This window comes from Rhizobium acidisoli, from assembly GCF_002531755.2.
Lineage (GTDB): Bacteria > Pseudomonadota > Alphaproteobacteria > Rhizobiales > Rhizobiaceae > Rhizobium > Rhizobium acidisoli.
In genome coordinates this window covers 149,456-164,430 of the sequence record NZ_CP035002.1, presented here as the reverse complement: position 1 = coordinate 164,430, position 14,975 = coordinate 149,456, and the positions used below count along the sequence as shown (strand labels likewise).

The following is a 14,975-nucleotide window of genomic DNA, read 5'->3' as shown; positions in this document are numbered from 1 at the left end:
CTTTTTATTTGTAAACCGGCGGAAAAGATTCCGTCGTCACGAGATCGCGTCGAGACCTTTGTCGAGAAGACGATCAAGCAGCTCCAACTCGGCTGCCGACAGTAGGACGCCTTCCGTCTCGGACTTCCGGCGGGCGGCGAAGCGGCGCTGCGACGGCAGGCGGGCGCCGCTGCCGACGATCGCCTCGAAAAGCAGCTCGGCGCGGGCGAAGGGATCGCCGGGCCGGCCGGCGGCAAAGGCCTGCGGCGACATCGCGATGATGAGTTCGCCGTGGAAGGGGGCAAGTGTCGTCGTGCCGAGATAGTCGAGCACCTCGGGGCTGGTGAGATCACCGATCATGATGCCGGCGAGCAGTTCGATCATCGTGCCGATGGCCGATCCCTTGTGTCCGCCGAAGGGCAGCATGGCGCCGGCAAGGGCGGCTTCCGGATCGGTCGTCGGATTGCCGTCAACATCGATCGCCCAGCCCTCGGGAAGCTGCTTGCCGGCGCGGCGGTGCAGCTCGATTTCTCCGCGGGCAGCGACGGAGGTCGCAAAGTCGAAAACATATGGCGACGTGTCCTGGCGCGGCCAGCCGAAGGCGAAGGGGTTCGTGCCGAGCAACGGCTTGTTGCCGCCGGCGGGCGCAACGGTCGCATAGCTCGGGCACATGACGAGGCCGGCAAGGCCCTCTTTGGTCACCGCCTCCACTTCGGGCCAAAGCGCGGAGAAGTGGGTGCAATCATTGATGACGAGGGCGGCAATGCCGAGTTTGCGTGTGCGTTCGGCCAGCGCCGGCACGCCGAGTTCGAAGGCCGCATTGGCAAAGCCCCCATCGGCATTGACCTTGACGATGGCGGACCCTTCATTGAGGTCCAGTTCCGGCACCGCGTCCGGCTTGACCTTCCCTGATTTGACGGTGCGCAGCGCGCCTTCTATGCGGTAGATGCCGTGCGATTTGCAGGCGTCGCGCTCACCGGCGACGATGACCCGGGCAAGCGCCCCGGCCTGCACGGCATTGAGGCCGGCCTTGCGGAAGATGGCTTCGACACGGCTATGCAGGTCGGCAATCGTCAAGGTGGTCGTCGTCATGCTGCGTTCTCCTCGGCCAGGTTTTCATCGCACGCTTATCCTGCATACATATAGTATGCAGGATAAATCAACGTCTGCAATTCGCTCGGTGGCAAATTTGCCGGGACACTCCCGCCTTTCCTGGCTATTGTAGCACTATGAGCACCATGAATATCTCGCTGCCGGAGAACCTGAAGCACTTCGTCGGTCAGCAGGTCGTCGGGCGAGGTTATGGCAGCTGTAGCGAATACGTATGCGAGTTGATCCGCCGCGACAGAGATCGGCAGCATTTGCGCGATCTCCTGCTCAAGGGTGCTTCATCCGAGACGACCACGCCAGTCGATGCCAGCTATTTCGACAATTTACGCGACCGTGCCTCGAGACAAAGCTCCAACTGACCGCAAGGTCCGGTTCCCCTGAATTCCCTCGCGGTGCTCAATATGAAGAGCTCAGCAAGGCGCTGATCTCGGCACGCGACGGCATGGCGGGGGCGGTGCCCGGCCGGGTTACGGCGATTGCAGCGGTCGCAGAGCCGAAACGGACGGCCTCGATCGGTGTTTGTCCTTCCGAAATCGCCGTCGCGAAACCGCCGAGAAATGCGTCCCCTGCCCCAGTGGTGTCGATGACATTTCCTGCCGAGAATGCAGGGACGAATTCGCTCTGATCAGCGGTGTGATAGTATGCGCCGCGTCCGCCAAGGGTGATGACCGCCGCCCGCGCCCCTCGATCGAGCAAGGCGCGGCCCGCCGCACGGACCTGCTCATCGGTTGTGATCGCATGACCCACCAATTCGGCGGCTTCCACCTCGTTGGGTACGATGAAATCGCACAGGCCGTAGATTTCGTCCGGAATGGCTCGCGCCGGCGCGGGATTGAAGATCGTCGTGACCCCTGCCTTTTTCGCCATCGAGAGACCATGCAAGGCGGCCTCGAGCGGCTGTTCGAGCTGGGTCATGAAAATCGCGGCGCTTTCGATCGCCGCCCGGTTCGCTTCGACGTCTTCGATGTCGATAAGACCCGCGGCACCCGGCACGACGATGATGGCGTTGTCGCCGCTCACCTCGTCGACGAAGATGAAGGCAGCACCGCTGGAAACACCGTCCATCTTCATCACATTGGCTTTGACGCCCGCCTGGGAATAGGCGGCAAGGGCCATCTCGCCGAACGGGTCGTTGCCGACCCGTGAGATGAAGGTCACCTTGCCACCGGCCTTTGCCGCGGCGATTGCCTGGTTCGAGCCCTTGCCTCCCGGCCCGAGCGTGAAACCCGATCCCATCAGCGTCTCGGCAATATGGGGCAGACGCTTTGCCTTATAGGCGGTGTCGGCGGCAAAAATGCCGAGAATGACGATTCCGCTTTTCTCGCTCATCGGACTGCCTCCGCCGCCGGAATGACGCCCTTGGTCAGAAGGAAGCATCCGTAGAAGCGCAGTTCCCCCGTTGCGATGACGCAATAGGCCTTCTTGGCGATATCATAGAAGGCCATGCGTTCGACGGGATACATCGGCGATGGTTTGCCTTCGGCGCGGTCGACGATCGCCTGGACTTCCTGCTGGATCGGGGGAATTTCACCCGGCTTGCCAATCACTTCCATGCGGCCGACCGAAGGCTGGATCGGCGTGTCCAGCGGCAAGACCGAAAGGATCGCATCGATCGCCTGCGGCGCGGGAATGTTTTCCATGGTCAGTAGCGTCCCCAGGCGAGTCTGCCGGGCAATCGAATCCGACGGAAAATTCATGTCTGAGATGACGAGATAATCGCCGTGTCCCATGTTGCAAAGTGCTTGAAGAATGTTGCCGTTGAGTTCGGCCCGAATTCCCTTGAGCATTGATCTTCCATCCTTTTCTCGTAGCCGGGGCACCGGCCTGCTTCAATTCGTATGGCCGGCGATATCTGCCTTGGGCTGCGGGCACGGGCCGCTCGAACCGCGCACGATCAGCGATCCGTCGACCATTTCGTCTTCCGCGCCGGGCGGTTCCGCCAAGAGAAGGCCGACCGCGCGCCGTGCCAGCATGTCGGCCGGCTGACGTATGGTCGTCAGCCTGGGAACGACGAGATTGGCGAGCGAAATGTCGTCGAAACCCGTGACGGACAGTTTTCGCGGCACGTCGATCTTAAGGTCGCGCGCAGCGCGCAACGCGCCGATGGCCTGCTGGTCGCTGGCAGCGGCGATCGCCGTCGACCGGTCCTGGGCCGGGCGCGAGAGCAGATCGCGGGCAATTCTTTCCCCGGACTCGTAGTCGAACCTGCCATAGGCAATTTCCAGTTCAACGGGTTGGCCGGTCTTGCCGAACTCCTCCATGCGGCCGACGAAGCCTTCCTTGCGCATGCGCCCTGCCTCGGTATCGGCCGGCCCGGCAATATAGGTGATGCGGCGATGTCCGAGCCCGTAGAGATGGTCGGCAATCAGCGCGGCCGCCTGCGCATGATTGGTCGACACCAGGGGAAAGGTGCCGAAGCGCCGGTCCAGCGATATGATCGGGACCGATGCCGGCAAATGAAGACCTGAGCCGTCGCTCGAAGCCACGACGATGATGCCGCGCACCGACCGGTGGAGAAAGGCTGAAACATGGCTTTGCTCCGCCTCGCGATCGTCATGCGAGCTTGCCAGCATCAGGCTATGCGCACGTTCGAGCGCCGCCCGCTCGACGCTTGCCGCAAGCTGCGCAAAGAACGGATTGGTGATGTCAGGAACAATGAGACCGATGACGTCGGTTCTGCTGGTGCGCAGGGCTCTAGCGGTGACGTTCGGCCGGTAACCAAGCGCAGAAATGGCGTCGTTGACCTTTTCGCGCAGCAAGGGTTTGACCGCGGCTTCGCCCGAGAGCACACGCGAAACCGTGCCGACGGAGACCCCTGCATATTCGGCAACATCCTTGACTGTCGGCATCTTCGACATTTTCGACATCCCGCAGCTATTTTACAGCGCCCGCAGTCATGCCGGCGATGATGTGCTTTTCCAGCAAAACGCCAACGACAACAAGCGGAAGGATACCGGCGGTGGAAAGGGCAGCCATCGACCACCAGTTGATGCCCTGGCTGCCCGTCTGGCTGGCAATCATCACCGGCAGCGTGTTGGTATTGGTAGACGTCAGCAGAGCGGCGAAGAAATATTCGTTCCAGCACAGGATCAACGCCAGGAGGAACGCGGCCACCATGCCCGGCAGTACGAGTGGCACGATGATGCGGGCGAACGCGCCCCAGATCGACAGACCATCGACCAGCGCGGCCTCCTCGAGCTCCACCGGTATGGTGGCGAACTGGTCGCGCATGATCCAGACGACGATCGGCAGGACCATAAGCGTGTAGACGGCGATCATGCCCGCATAGGTGTCGAGCAGCGCCAGCTCCCTGTAGAGAACCAGGAACGGCAGGGCGAGGACGACGGGCGGCATGATGAGCTGCGACAGGAAGAAAAAGGAAATGTCGGAATTGCGCATATGGCCGAACTTATAGGAAAAGCGGCTGAGACCGTAGGCCGCCAGCGATCCGAGCACGACCGCAAGGGCGGATGCCGCAACCGAGATGATGATGCTGTTCCAGAGCCTGCGCATGAACTCGTCACGCACCGTCGATACCTGGGATATCGTATCGGGAGAGAGCCCGAGCGAGCGCCAGCCGAGCCAACTGGGGGTAAAGTTGAACCAGGGGATCAGATTGCCGCGCATGACATCGGCGGCTGTTTTGAACGAGGTCGACACCGTCCAGAACAACGGGAAGATGCAGACACACGCCCAGGTGACGAGCAAGCCGTAGACGGCCAGACGCATGGCCCACCAGCGAATTCGCTGAGCCCGCCCGTATTTTTCGAAATCGATGCGAACCATCAGAGCCTTCCTGTCATCCGCTTCACGAGACGGTCCGAGATCTTCATCAGCATTGTCATCCCGAAGACGATGATCACCAGATAGACGAGCGCGAGCAAGGTACCGTATCCGACATTCGAACGGTCGCGATATTCACGATAGATGAAACTGGTGACGGAATCGGTCGCGCCGCCCGGACCTCCCGATGTCACCGTGATGATGATGTCGGCGAGCTTGAGCTTGAAGATCACCCGGATCATCACCGCCGTCACCGAAACCGGCAGCATGAGCGGGAAAGTGACCTTCCAGAAGCGCTGCCATCTGGTGGCGCCATCGACTTCGGCCGCCTCCAGCACCTCCCTGGACAAGCCCTGCAATCCGGCAAGCAGCATGATCATCATGAAGGGAATGAAGGTCCAGGCATCCATGATCATGATCGAAAGCTTCGCCGTCAGCGGATCGCCGAAGAAGGACGGGTTTTCCCAGCCGAGCCAGCGGGCGAAACGCGCGACCGGGCCGAAACGGGTCTCCAGCATCGACTTGCCGACCATCCAGCTCACCGCGACCGGCGACAGCATCAAGGGGACGAGGAAGATTACCCGCCAGAATTTTCGCGCAACAATGTCCTGGTTGAGGAGCAGCGCCAAGCCGAAGGCGATTGCATATTCGATCACGATCGCCAGGCAATAGAGGATCATGTTCAGCAGGGCATTGGCATAGAACGGATCGGCGATCATCCGGCGCACATTGTCGAGCCCGTTGAAGCGCCGCCCAGTCGAGGAGGCGAGGTTCCAATCGGAAAAGCCGATCCAGAGCGCAAAGAGCAGCGGGAAAACCACCATCGACACGACGAAGAGCGCGGCCGGCAGAACAAAAAGCGCCTTCTTGCCGGCCTCGCCGTAGATGACGACGCGCGTGACGCAAAGAATGACGGCCCAGAGAAAATAGGCGTAAAGAACCGGCCGCCAGTTCGCAAAACCCCATTCGGTCCAGCCCAATTCATGGGCTCCCTGCAAGATGAAGGATGTTATGAACCATATGGCGCTCAGCCATAGAGCCGTGCGGCCCCAAAAACGGCGGCTCGCGGAAATGGAGCCGGCTTCGACCGTGTGGAGCAGGTCGCCTTCGACTGTCGACATGATTTTCCTCGCCCGGACAGAATGAGCGCCGGCGAACCGCTTCCGGTCCGCCGGCGTATTGGTGTCAAACGATCAGATCCCGAGGCTCGCCCGATAGAGTTTCAGCTGGCTGTCGCGGCCGATCTGGTCGGTGATCTTTTCCCAGGCGGCCGCAATCGCATCCGCGGTCTCCTGCGCCGACTTGTATTGCCCGGCAAAACCCTTTGCCAATTCGTCCTCGGCGACCGAGTAATATTGGAAGATACCGGGAATGCGCGGTTCGATGGCGGCGTTCGGATGGTTATAGCTGTCCGCGTTCGAACCCAGATAATCCTCGATATAGGCGCGGTCGTAACCGGCCTTTTCCCATTCGTCGTAGTTGAAGTTGGACTGGCGGTAGGGCTGGAAACCGGAGGGATAGGCCGAGGTCCACAGTGACAGATCCTTGCCGCCGAGATGGGCGGCGGCGGACCAGGCCGCCTTGCGCTTCTTCTCGTCGCCGGAGACCTGCTTGGTGACATAGATGCCCCAGCCGAGATAGGCCATGTTGGGCGCTTCATTATACTTGTCTTCCCATTGCCCGGTCTTGCGGTTGTAGACCCGGTTGGAGCCGCGGTTGATGCCGAAACCGACCACATCGCCCACGACCGAGGTGTCCGAGGTGCGCGCGCTGGAGCCGACGTCGCCCCACCACATCAGCATTGCGCCGGTGCCCGCCAGGAACTGCGAGAAGGCGGTGGTGCCGGGATCGGCATTGATCTGATCGGCCGGATAGGCCTTGGCCGCAATCAGATCGAGGACGTCCTGGATCGCCTGGACCCATGCGGGGTTATTGACCAGCGGCTTCATGTTTTCAGGATCGAACAGCCAGGCCGGATCACCCGGATATTTGGCATAGGCCGTCGCGCGGTTCTCGATGAAATAGAAGCCGAAACCGCCCCAGCCCTTGAGCGGGTCGAGATAGCCGTAGGCCGGCTGACTGGTCAGCGGATCGGTCTTGCCGATCAGCGCCTTGGAGGCCGCGTTCACCTCCTGCCATGTCTTCGGCGGCTCGGCCATGCCGCTGATCGAGCCTTCGCCGAAGTAATCCTTGCGATAGGCGAAGGTGTGGCAGTCGCCGTCGATCGTCACGCGGTAGGTCTTGCCGTCCCAGGTTCCCACAGGTGGCTTCAGGTAACTCACCAGGTCGTCAGCCTCGATCTGCTTTGCAACCCAGTCAGGCATCTCGTCCAGAAGCCCTCGTCCGGCGGTATCGCCTTCAAAGGGTGCGCCCATTTCCAGAATGTCGAAATCGACCGTGCCGGTCGCGATCGACTGCTGAAGGCGGGCATTGTAGTCGGCTTGCGCAAGGTCGATCCAATTGATCTTGGCACCGGTATAAGCTTCCCACGGCTTCAGGAAGCCGCGGAACAGGAAGTTGTGCAGGTTCTGGTTGTTGAGCCCCATGAAGGTCAGCTCGACACCGGCAAATTCGCCCTGCTTGACGTTGGCCTTGGTCGGGCCGAGGCAAAGCTCGCCGACCTTCTGCCAGTCCGCGTCCGTCGGCGAGCCCTTGCCGACGCCCGGAATCTGCAGGATCTGGGCGCGCAGATCATCGGCGGCGAATGCCATGCCCGGAATTCCGCCCATCGCACCGGACAGGCCGAGCAGAGCCGCCGCACTTGCCGTTCCGCGCAAGACGTCGCGACGGCTTGCCTGACGGCGCATCAATGCATCGTATATTTCGACTTTCATATCTTCCTCCTCCACGTTTCGTTGCGCTGCCGCCAGCCGGCCCCTGTGGGCTGGCCCGGCTCCGATTTTAGGACTGGTCTCGTGCAGAGCTTTTTGGTAAACAAGAAAATGAAACGTTTCATATTTCTTGTTTGAAACCGCTCCTCTCGGTTTCGAGGGCGAGCATTAGACGGCAAACGGGAAAAGTCAATAAAAAATGAAACGTTTCATGGAGGAGGTTCGACGATAGTTCGGGCAAGGGGCGGAGCGCGATTTCGCCGAGCCCGACGGTTTGGATATTGTCGAGAGTCACACCTCTTGGAAGCGCCCGGGGGTGGCAGGAAAGCGAGTGGGAGGCATATGGCTGAGGTCAATATTTCAGAGGCGCGGAAGGCCTATGGCGCCGTAAACATCCTGCACGGCGTCGATATCGACATTCGCGACGGGGAGTTTGTGGTGCTCGTCGGTCCATCCGGTTGCGGCAAATCGACTTTGCTGCGCATGGTCGCAGGGCTAGAAAGCATCACCGGCGGCACGGTCTCGATCGGCGGAAAAGTCGTGAACAATCTGCCGCCGAAGGACCGCGACATCGCGATGGTCTTTCAGAGTTATGCGCTTTATCCGCACAAGACCGTCGCCGAAAACATGGTCTTTGCGCTGCGCCTGCAGAAGCAGCCGGCCGACATCATCAAGCAGCGGCTGCAGGCGGCGGCCGAAACGCTTGACCTCGTGCCCTATCTCGACCGCTATCCGCGCCAGCTTTCGGGCGGCCAGCGCCAGCGCGTGGCGATGGGACGCGCCATCGTCAGGTCGCCGCAAGTCTTCCTGTTCGACGAGCCCTTGTCGAACCTCGACGCCAAGCTGCGCGTGCAGATGCGCAAGGAGATCAAGGAGCTGCACCAGCGGCTGAGAACCACGACGATCTATGTCACCCATGACCAGGTCGAAGCGATGACGATGGCCGACAAGATCGTGGTCATGCAGGGCGGCAGGGTCGAACAGATCGGCACGCCCCTGGAACTCTACGATCGTCCCCGCAATACATTCGTGGCAGCCTTTATCGGCTCACCGTCGATGAATCTGCTGAAAGGCCGCTACAAGGCCGATGGTGCGATCTTCGTCACGGAGACTGGCGACGAGATTGCGCTCGCTTTCACCCCGCAGGCGTCCGACGGGCAGGCTGTGGTCCTGGGCGTGCGGCCTGAACACCTCTCCCTCAGCCAAAGCGGCCTCAACACGACCGTCAACGTCACCGAACCCACCGGGCACGAGACGATGGTCTTCCTGCGCTACGGATCCGGCGAGCTTGTCGCAGTGCTTTCCGACCGTTACGATTTTGCGCCCGGGCAGGTCGCGACGATAGCTGCTCGGCCAGGAAAGCTTCATCTATTCGATGCGGAATCTGGCAAGACGTTGCGACCGGATTGAGCGGGCATCGATTCGAAAGCCCCCGAGATAGGTTCAAAGTGGTAATATCGGGGTGACGAGCCTCGAATTCTTCCGCTCGCCCTCAACCTATGGCAAACCAATACCGCCCTAACCGCTACGCACTCGATTTGGAGTAAAGGCCGAGGTTGCTGCCGATGGCGAACCCGCAGCGCTGATAAAATGTCGACAATGCACCTTCCCGCTGTGAGACCAACCAGACGCTGTTGCATCCCTCGGCCTTTGCTGTTTCGAAAACTGCTGATAGCAGCGCGGTCCCTATTCCCGCACCTTGGGCTTCAGGCAGCACCGACAACTCATCAAGGTAAACGACCGGACCGGCATGGCGGCGCTGTCGTATGCCCAACGCGATCCCCAGCACCTTGCCTCCGTCAAAGGCCGCAAGCGCAATGGATTTCGGCGTTTCAAGCACGGTGTTTACGTTTTCAACCGCCGCTTCCAGCGACCAATTCTCGTTCCACGGCGGTCCGGAATAGGCCCTGACCAGCACAGTGGCGGCGCCATGGAGATGTTCTACCGTAAGACGTTCAATCCGAATCGCCATAGATCCACCTGACGTTGAGTGAATTGACATTTGCCGCAGTTCGTTCGGTAACGCAACAGGCTCCGAGCCGGACGATCTACGGAAACGACAAAGCTGTAAGCTTGACACAACCAGCGACCGCGCTTTACGACTGTCGGCATTCACCAGGGGGGTCCCGCAAGGGGCTGAGATACTGCTGGACAATAAGGCCTAGCCTGTTGTGGCGCAGTGACCCGTTGAACCTGATCCAGTTCATACTGGCGTAGGGACGGTGCAAGCGCTCGAAGGCTTCGGATTCACGCGTGGAATCCGTGCCGGCGTCTTTCCATCATTCCGGCTGATTAACTGGGTCTCCAACTTACAACTTGGAGCCTCAAACCATGACCATTGCCGCAAAGAATCTCACCCCGACCGTCACCACCGGCCCGCTGCCGGCATCGCGGAAGATCCATATTCCGGGAGATATCCATGGCGATATCCGCGTGCCGATGCGCGAAATCAGCGTCCATCCGACCGCGGGCGAACCGCCTGTCGCCGTCTATGATTCCTCCGGTCCCTACACGCTCGAAGGCGCCGAGATCCGCATCGAGCAGGGCCTGTCCCCACTGCGCCGCGACTGGGTGCTGGCCCGCGGCGACGTCGAAGCCTATGATGGCCGCCATGTCCGCCCCGAAGATAACGGCTTTGTCAGCGGCGACCGGCTGACGCCGGAATTTCCGGGGCGGCGCCGGCCGCTGCGTGCCAAGGACGGCAAAGCCGTCACCCAGCTCGCCTATGCACGGGCCGGCATCATCACGCCGGAGATGGAGTTCATCGCCATTCGCGAGAATCTCGGCCGCAACGCGAAGGCCGAAGCGCTGGTGCGTGACGGCGAGAGCTTCGGCGCCGATATTCCCGATCACGTGACGCCGGAATTCGTCCGCCGGGAAGTTGCCGCCGGCCGGGCGATCATCCCGGCCAACATCAACCATCCCGAAAGCGAACCGATGATCATCGGCCGGAATTTTCTGGTGAAGATCAACGCCAATATCGGCAACTCCGCCGTCACCTCATCGATGGCCGAGGAAGTCGAGAAGATGGTCTGGGCTGCCCGCTGGGGCGCCGATACGGTCATGGATCTGTCGACCGGCCGCAACATCCACAATATCCGCGAATGGATCATCCGCAATTCGCCGCTGCCGATCGGCACCGTGCCGCTCTATCAGGCGCTGGAAAAGGTCGGCGGCATCGCCGAGGACCTCAGCTGGGAGATCTATCGCGATACACTGATCGAGCAGGCCGAACAGGGCGTCGACTATTTCACCATCCATGCCGGCGTGCGGCTGCATTACATCCCGCTCACCGTCAATCGCGTCACCGGCATCGTCTCACGCGGCGGTTCGATCATGGCCAAGTGGTGTCTGCATCATCACCGCGAAAGCTTCCTCTACGAGCATTTCGAGGAGATCTGCGATATCTGCCGGGCCTATGACGTCTCCTTCTCGCTCGGCGACGGCCTTCGCCCCGGCTCGATCGCCGATGCCAACGACGCGGCGCAGTTTGCCGAACTCGAAACGCTCGGCGAACTGACGAAAGTCGCCTGGGCCAGGGATTGCCAGGTGATGATCGAGGGACCTGGCCATGTGCCGATGCACAAGATCAAGGAAAACATGGACAAACAGCTGGCCGTCTGCGGCGAGGCGCCCTTCTACACGCTGGGGCCGCTGACCACCGATATCGCCCCCGGCTACGACCATATCACCTCCGGCATCGGCGCGGCGATGATCGGCTGGTTCGGCACGGCCATGCTCTGCTACGTCACCCCGAAAGAACATCTTGGCCTGCCCGATCGCAACGACGTCAAGACCGGCGTCATCACCTACAAGATCGCTGCCCATGCGGCCGACCTTGCCAAGGGCCACCCGGCCGCCCGCCTGCGCGACGACGCCCTGTCGCGGGCGCGCTTCGAATTCCGTTGGGAAGACCAGTTCAACCTGTCGCTCGACCCCGACACCGCCCGCAGCTTCCATGACGAGACGCTGCCGAAGGAAGCGCACAAGGTGGCGCATTTCTGCTCGATGTGCGGCCCGAAATTCTGCTCGATGCGCATATCGCACGACATTCGCGCCGAAGCGCAGAAGGAAGGGCTGGACGCGATGGCGGCGAAATATCGCGAGGGCGGCGATCTCTATATGCCGATCGATACCCCCGCACATGGGGCGGACTGACATGCGCGTGCTTGTCAAAGGGGCCGGCGTCGCCGGCCTCACCGTCGCCCGCGAATTGCATGCTCGCGGTGCCGAGGTGACAATCTTCGACCCGCATCCGAACTTCGCTCATGCCGCCTCCTGGCTCGCCGGCGGCATGCTGGCGCCCTGGTGCGAGCGGGAAAGCGCCGATGAGGCCGTGCTGACGCGCGGTCTCGATGCCGCCGACCGCTGGGAAGCGATCCTGCCGGGCAGCACCGTCCGCAACGGCACGCTGGTCGTTGCCTCGACGCGCGACCATGGCGAGCTGAAGCGGTTTGCCAGCCGCACGACCGGTTATCAATGGGTGGAAGAGAACGATATCGCCACCCTCGAGCCCGCGCTCGCCGCCCGTTTCAGGCACGGCCTGTTCTTCCCACGCGAAGCGCATCTGGATCCGCGTCAAGCGTTGCGCGGATTGAAAGAACAACTGTCGGCAAACGGCATCACCTTTACCGACACGGACCCGAGCGAAGGCGATTTCTCCGATATCGTCGACTGCACCGGCGCTGCCCGCGTCAGGCAAGATCGCGATCTGCGCGGCGTGCGGGGCGAAATGCTCTATCTCCATACCGATGAGGTCACCCTCGCCCGGCCCGTCCGCCTGCTGCATCCGCGTTTTCCCGTCTATATCGTCCCCCGCGGCAACGGGTTTTTCATGGTCGGCGCAACGATGATCGAAACCGATTCCGACGGCCCGATCACCGCACGTTCGCTAATGGAACTGCTGAACACGGCCTATGCGCTGCACCCGGCCTTTGCCGATGCCGCCGTCGTCGAAACCGGCGCTGGCATCCGCCCTGCCCTGCCCGACAATCTTCCGCGCGTCATGCGGGAGGGAAAGGCCGTCGTGTTCAACGGCCTCTACCGCCACGGCTTTCTGCTGGCGCCGACCATGGCGGCCGAGGCCGCCGATCTCGTTTTTTCCAAATAGCTGAAGCAAAGGAACACCAATGCAACTGATCATCAATGGCGAGGCCCAGACAATCGCCGCCACCACGCTTTCGCAGCTTCTGGCCGCACTCGACTACGAAGGCGACTGGCTGGCGACCGCCGTCAACGGCGAACTGGTTCATCGCGAGGATCGCAACGAGCACATGCTGAGCGACAATGACAGGATCGAAATCCTGACCCCGATGCAGGGAGGCTGAGCATGCTTGATCTTTACGGAAGCCAAATCGCATCACGCCTTCTCCTCGGCACTGCACGTTACCCCTCGCCGGCGATCCTGACCGAAGCCATCACGCGCTCCAAAACCGAGATCGTCACCGTGTCGCTGCGCCGCGAAATGGCCGGCGGGCGCAACGGCGGCGCTTTCTTCGACATGATCCGTGCGCTCGGCGTTCACGTTCTTCCCAACACGGCCGGCTGCCATGGTGTGTCCGAGGCGGTGCTGACGGCGAAGATGGCCCGCGAAGTGTTTCGCACCGATTGGATCAAGCTGGAGGTGATCGGCAATCACGACACGCTGCAGCCGGATGTTTTCGCGCTCGTGGAGGCAGCCCGCATCCTGACCGGCGAAGGCTTTCAGGTCTTTCCGTATACGACGGACGATCTGGTCGTTGCCGAGCGTCTGATCGACGCCGGATGCCGGGTGCTGATGCCCTGGTGCGCGCCGATCGGATCGGCGGCGGGACCACAAAATCTTTCAGCCCTTCGATCGATGCGGGCGCATTTTCCCGATGTGCCGCTGATCGTCGATGCCGGTATCGGCCGGCCTTCGCATGCGATGATCGTCATGGAGCTCGGTTTCGATGCCGTGCTGCTGAACACCGCGGTTGCCGGCGCCGGCGACCCGGTCGCAATGGCAGAAGCCTTTGCCGGGGCAATCGATGCCGGCCGGCAGGCGTTCGGCGCCGGCATGCTGGAACCGCGCGACATGGCCGTGCCTTCGACACCCGTGATCGGAAAGGCGGTGTTTGCATGAAAATCGATCGTTTCTGATTGCTGGCGACATCGCTCGGCTCGGGATTGCCTTCGACCTGAGAGGCGGGCTAGAATCAAACAACGAAGTGCCTCGGAGAAATCGGCATAGCGCCGCCGCGGGCGGGATTTCGTGCCTATCCTGTCATTCGAGGCGGATTGACTGGCGTTTTTCGTTAAAGGTTTAATCGGCCTGTTCATCTACCTTTGCGTGTTGAGTGAGATGGTGACCCACGATAAGGATATCGCACGCGGCGGATTTAGGCATGAGCAGGAAGTTTCAAATCATTTGGTGGATTTTGGCGCTAGCCGTGTTACTCGGCCAAATCCACAAAGTGCATGCAACCTATTTCAGCCCCTCGCCACTTTCGATGGCGGAATGGTTCGACTGGCTCATGTCATTTCCCGAATGTGTAGTTGTCTGCCTCTTTGCAGCGAGAATTCAAGTGGGATCGGTCTTCTGGTGGCGCACCTATTCGTTCATATATCCCATTTACGCGTTACTAGTTGTTTGCGTTTGCGTGCGTCTCTATCTTTTTCGGTATATCCCTGACGGCCACCCCATACCTTACGGCATCGCTTTGGCCATGGTCATTTTGATGAAGGTCATGTCATTTCAGGCAATCTGGCAATACGCCCGCGACAATAAAATGTGTCGATACGCAACGGCGTGAGGTCAGCCCGAAACGCTTCGATCTTTCGAAAGCATTTGCCGCCATTCCCGTACTTTGACCATGGTCACTTGTCGCACTACTTCGGCGACAAAGTAGCAGCAACCACGCCCACGTGGCCCGTCCGAACGGGCGTGCGACGCGTCCATGGCAATTTATTGCGTGTCTCCGTCCGCCACTTTCTTAGAGTGGCGGCCGATTGACAGGGAAAGCCATGACACCGTTGCAATTGAAGCTCAAACCAGAACGCCGCACGCTTGCCATTACCTGGGAAGGCGGCGACATCTCCCTTCTTCCTGCCTCTGAACTGCGCCGGCGCAGCCGCGCCGCCCAGGCGGTGCGTGCATCCCTCGACGGGCGCGAGACGAGCTTCGACGACGTAACGGTGACGGGCATCGAGCCGATCGGCTCCTATGCCGTCAGGCTGGTTTTCTCCGATGGGCATGATCGGGGGATCTACCCCTGGCAATACCTGCGCGAAATCGCCGATTCATTGGCTTGA

The 14,975-nt window shown here is 61.0% G+C and carries 16 protein-coding genes and 1 riboswitch; of the genes, 8 read left to right on the top strand and 8 right to left on the bottom strand.

Going from position 1 to position 14,975, the window contains the following annotated elements:
- Positions 1 to 36: 36 nt before the first annotated feature.
- Positions 37 to 1,071: an Ldh family oxidoreductase gene (locus CO657_RS33180; RefSeq protein ID WP_054184319.1), complete on the bottom strand. Its 1,035-nt coding sequence runs from the start codon at positions 1,069 to 1,071 to the stop codon at positions 37 to 39.
- A 137-nt stretch (positions 1,072 to 1,208) separates the two neighbouring features.
- On the opposite strand from CO657_RS33180, the gene CO657_RS33175 reads away from it, so the two are divergent.
- A complete protein-coding gene (locus CO657_RS33175) occupies positions 1,209 to 1,448 on the top strand; it encodes a ribbon-helix-helix domain-containing protein (RefSeq protein WP_054184320.1) in 240 nt (79 codons plus the stop codon).
- A 37-nt stretch (positions 1,449 to 1,485) separates the two neighbouring features.
- On the opposite strand, the gene rbsK is transcribed toward CO657_RS33175, so the two are convergent.
- The 6 genes from rbsK to CO657_RS33145 form a co-directional block, all read right to left on the bottom strand.
- Positions 1,486 to 2,418, bottom strand: a complete 933-nt coding sequence (gene rbsK / locus CO657_RS33170) for a ribokinase (RefSeq protein WP_054184321.1) — start codon at positions 2,416 to 2,418, stop codon at positions 1,486 to 1,488.
- A complete protein-coding gene (locus CO657_RS33165; protein ID WP_054184322.1) occupies positions 2,415 to 2,876 on the bottom strand; it encodes an RbsD/FucU family protein in 462 nt (153 codons plus the stop codon). Before CO657_RS33165 ends, rbsK begins: the two co-directional genes overlap by 4 nt.
- Positions 2,877 to 2,918: 42 nt before the next feature.
- A complete protein-coding gene (locus CO657_RS33160; protein WP_054184323.1) occupies positions 2,919 to 3,947 on the bottom strand; it encodes a LacI family DNA-binding transcriptional regulator in 1,029 nt (342 codons plus the stop codon).
- 16 nt (positions 3,948 to 3,963) lie between these two features.
- Complete coding sequence (locus tag CO657_RS33155; protein ID WP_054184324.1) at positions 3,964 to 4,875, bottom strand: carbohydrate ABC transporter permease; 912 nt, start codon at positions 4,873 to 4,875, stop codon at positions 3,964 to 3,966.
- The gene (locus CO657_RS33150) at positions 4,875 to 5,993 is read right to left on the bottom strand and encodes a carbohydrate ABC transporter permease (RefSeq protein WP_054184325.1); all 1,119 of its coding nucleotides are present in this window, start codon (positions 5,991 to 5,993) and stop codon (positions 4,875 to 4,877) included. Before CO657_RS33150 ends, CO657_RS33155 begins: the two co-directional genes overlap by 1 nt.
- Before the next feature lie 72 nt (positions 5,994 to 6,065).
- Positions 6,066 to 7,706, bottom strand: a complete 1,641-nt coding sequence (locus CO657_RS33145; RefSeq protein WP_054184326.1) for an extracellular solute-binding protein — start codon at positions 7,704 to 7,706, stop codon at positions 6,066 to 6,068.
- 339 nt (positions 7,707 to 8,045) lie between these two features.
- Between CO657_RS33145 and CO657_RS33140 the strand changes: the two genes are divergently transcribed.
- The gene (locus CO657_RS33140; protein ID WP_054184327.1) at positions 8,046 to 9,113 is read left to right on the top strand and encodes an ABC transporter ATP-binding protein; all 1,068 of its coding nucleotides are present in this window, start codon (positions 8,046 to 8,048) and stop codon (positions 9,111 to 9,113) included.
- A gap of 115 nt (positions 9,114 to 9,228) precedes the next feature.
- Here CO657_RS33140 and CO657_RS33135 read toward each other — a convergent pair whose 3' ends face one another.
- Positions 9,229 to 9,675, bottom strand: coding sequence for a GNAT family N-acetyltransferase (locus CO657_RS33135; RefSeq protein ID WP_054184328.1), 447 nt, complete (start codon positions 9,673 to 9,675; stop codon positions 9,229 to 9,231).
- 135 nt (positions 9,676 to 9,810) lie between these two features.
- Positions 9,811 to 9,941, top strand: a riboswitch (TPP riboswitch).
- Between the two features lie 93 nt (positions 9,942 to 10,034).
- Between CO657_RS33135 and thiC the strand changes: the two genes are divergently transcribed.
- From thiC to CO657_RS33105, 6 genes are all read left to right on the top strand, one after another.
- Positions 10,035 to 11,861, top strand: a complete 1,827-nt coding sequence (gene thiC / locus CO657_RS33130) for a phosphomethylpyrimidine synthase ThiC (protein WP_054184329.1) — start codon at positions 10,035 to 10,037, stop codon at positions 11,859 to 11,861.
- A 1-nt stretch (position 11,862) separates the two neighbouring features.
- Complete coding sequence (gene thiO, locus CO657_RS33125) at positions 11,863 to 12,813, top strand: glycine oxidase ThiO (protein ID WP_054184330.1); 951 nt, start codon at positions 11,863 to 11,865, stop codon at positions 12,811 to 12,813.
- Between the two features lie 19 nt (positions 12,814 to 12,832).
- Positions 12,833 to 13,030: a sulfur carrier protein ThiS gene (thiS, locus tag CO657_RS33120; protein WP_054184331.1), complete on the top strand. Its 198-nt coding sequence runs from the start codon at positions 12,833 to 12,835 to the stop codon at positions 13,028 to 13,030.
- A 2-nt stretch (positions 13,031 to 13,032) separates the two neighbouring features.
- Positions 13,033 to 13,806 carry a thiazole synthase gene (locus CO657_RS33115; RefSeq protein ID WP_054184332.1) on the top strand — a complete coding sequence of 258 codons (774 nt, stop codon included), beginning with the start codon at positions 13,033 to 13,035 and terminating at the stop codon, positions 13,804 to 13,806.
- A 262-nt stretch (positions 13,807 to 14,068) separates the two neighbouring features.
- Positions 14,069 to 14,476, top strand: a complete 408-nt coding sequence (locus tag CO657_RS33110) for a hypothetical protein (RefSeq protein ID WP_054184333.1) — start codon at positions 14,069 to 14,071, stop codon at positions 14,474 to 14,476.
- A gap of 211 nt (positions 14,477 to 14,687) precedes the next feature.
- A complete protein-coding gene (locus tag CO657_RS33105) occupies positions 14,688 to 14,975 on the top strand; it encodes a DUF971 domain-containing protein (RefSeq protein ID WP_054184334.1) in 288 nt (95 codons plus the stop codon).

What these genes read in the sequence shown, in the direction of transcription:
- CO657_RS33160 (WP_054184323.1), bottom strand. Translation starts at nt 3,947, where the DNA reads ATGTCGAAGATGCCGACAGTCAAGGATGTTGCCGAATATGCAGGGGTC.
- CO657_RS33135 (WP_054184328.1), bottom strand. Translation starts at nt 9,675, where the DNA reads ATGGCGATTCGGATTGAACGTCTTACGGTAGAACATCTCCATGGCGCC.
- thiO (WP_054184330.1), top strand. Translation starts at nt 11,863, where the DNA reads ATGCGCGTGCTTGTCAAAGGGGCCGGCGTCGCCGGCCTCACCGTCGCC.
- CO657_RS33145 (WP_054184326.1), bottom strand. Translation starts at nt 7,706, where the DNA reads ATGAAAGTCGAAATATACGATGCATTGATGCGCCGTCAGGCAAGCCGT.
- CO657_RS33150 (WP_054184325.1), bottom strand. Translation starts at nt 5,993, where the DNA reads ATGTCGACAGTCGAAGGCGACCTGCTCCACACGGTCGAAGCCGGCTCC.
- CO657_RS33110 (WP_054184333.1), top strand. Translation starts at nt 14,069, where the DNA reads ATGAGCAGGAAGTTTCAAATCATTTGGTGGATTTTGGCGCTAGCCGTG.
- thiC (WP_054184329.1), top strand. Translation starts at nt 10,035, where the DNA reads ATGACCATTGCCGCAAAGAATCTCACCCCGACCGTCACCACCGGCCCG.
- CO657_RS33165 (WP_054184322.1), bottom strand. Translation starts at nt 2,876, where the DNA reads ATGCTCAAGGGAATTCGGGCCGAACTCAACGGCAACATTCTTCAAGCA.
- CO657_RS33180 (WP_054184319.1), bottom strand. Translation starts at nt 1,071, where the DNA reads ATGACGACGACCACCTTGACGATTGCCGACCTGCATAGCCGTGTCGAA.
- CO657_RS33155 (WP_054184324.1), bottom strand. Translation starts at nt 4,875, where the DNA reads ATGGTTCGCATCGATTTCGAAAAATACGGGCGGGCTCAGCGAATTCGC.
- CO657_RS33140 (WP_054184327.1), top strand. Translation starts at nt 8,046, where the DNA reads ATGGCTGAGGTCAATATTTCAGAGGCGCGGAAGGCCTATGGCGCCGTA.
- CO657_RS33105 (WP_054184334.1), top strand. Translation starts at nt 14,688, where the DNA reads ATGACACCGTTGCAATTGAAGCTCAAACCAGAACGCCGCACGCTTGCC.
- thiS (WP_054184331.1), top strand. Translation starts at nt 12,833, where the DNA reads ATGCAACTGATCATCAATGGCGAGGCCCAGACAATCGCCGCCACCACG.
- CO657_RS33175 (WP_054184320.1), top strand. Translation starts at nt 1,209, where the DNA reads ATGAGCACCATGAATATCTCGCTGCCGGAGAACCTGAAGCACTTCGTC.
- rbsK (WP_054184321.1), bottom strand. Translation starts at nt 2,418, where the DNA reads ATGAGCGAGAAAAGCGGAATCGTCATTCTCGGCATTTTTGCCGCCGAC.
- CO657_RS33115 (WP_054184332.1), top strand. Translation starts at nt 13,033, where the DNA reads ATGCTTGATCTTTACGGAAGCCAAATCGCATCACGCCTTCTCCTCGGC.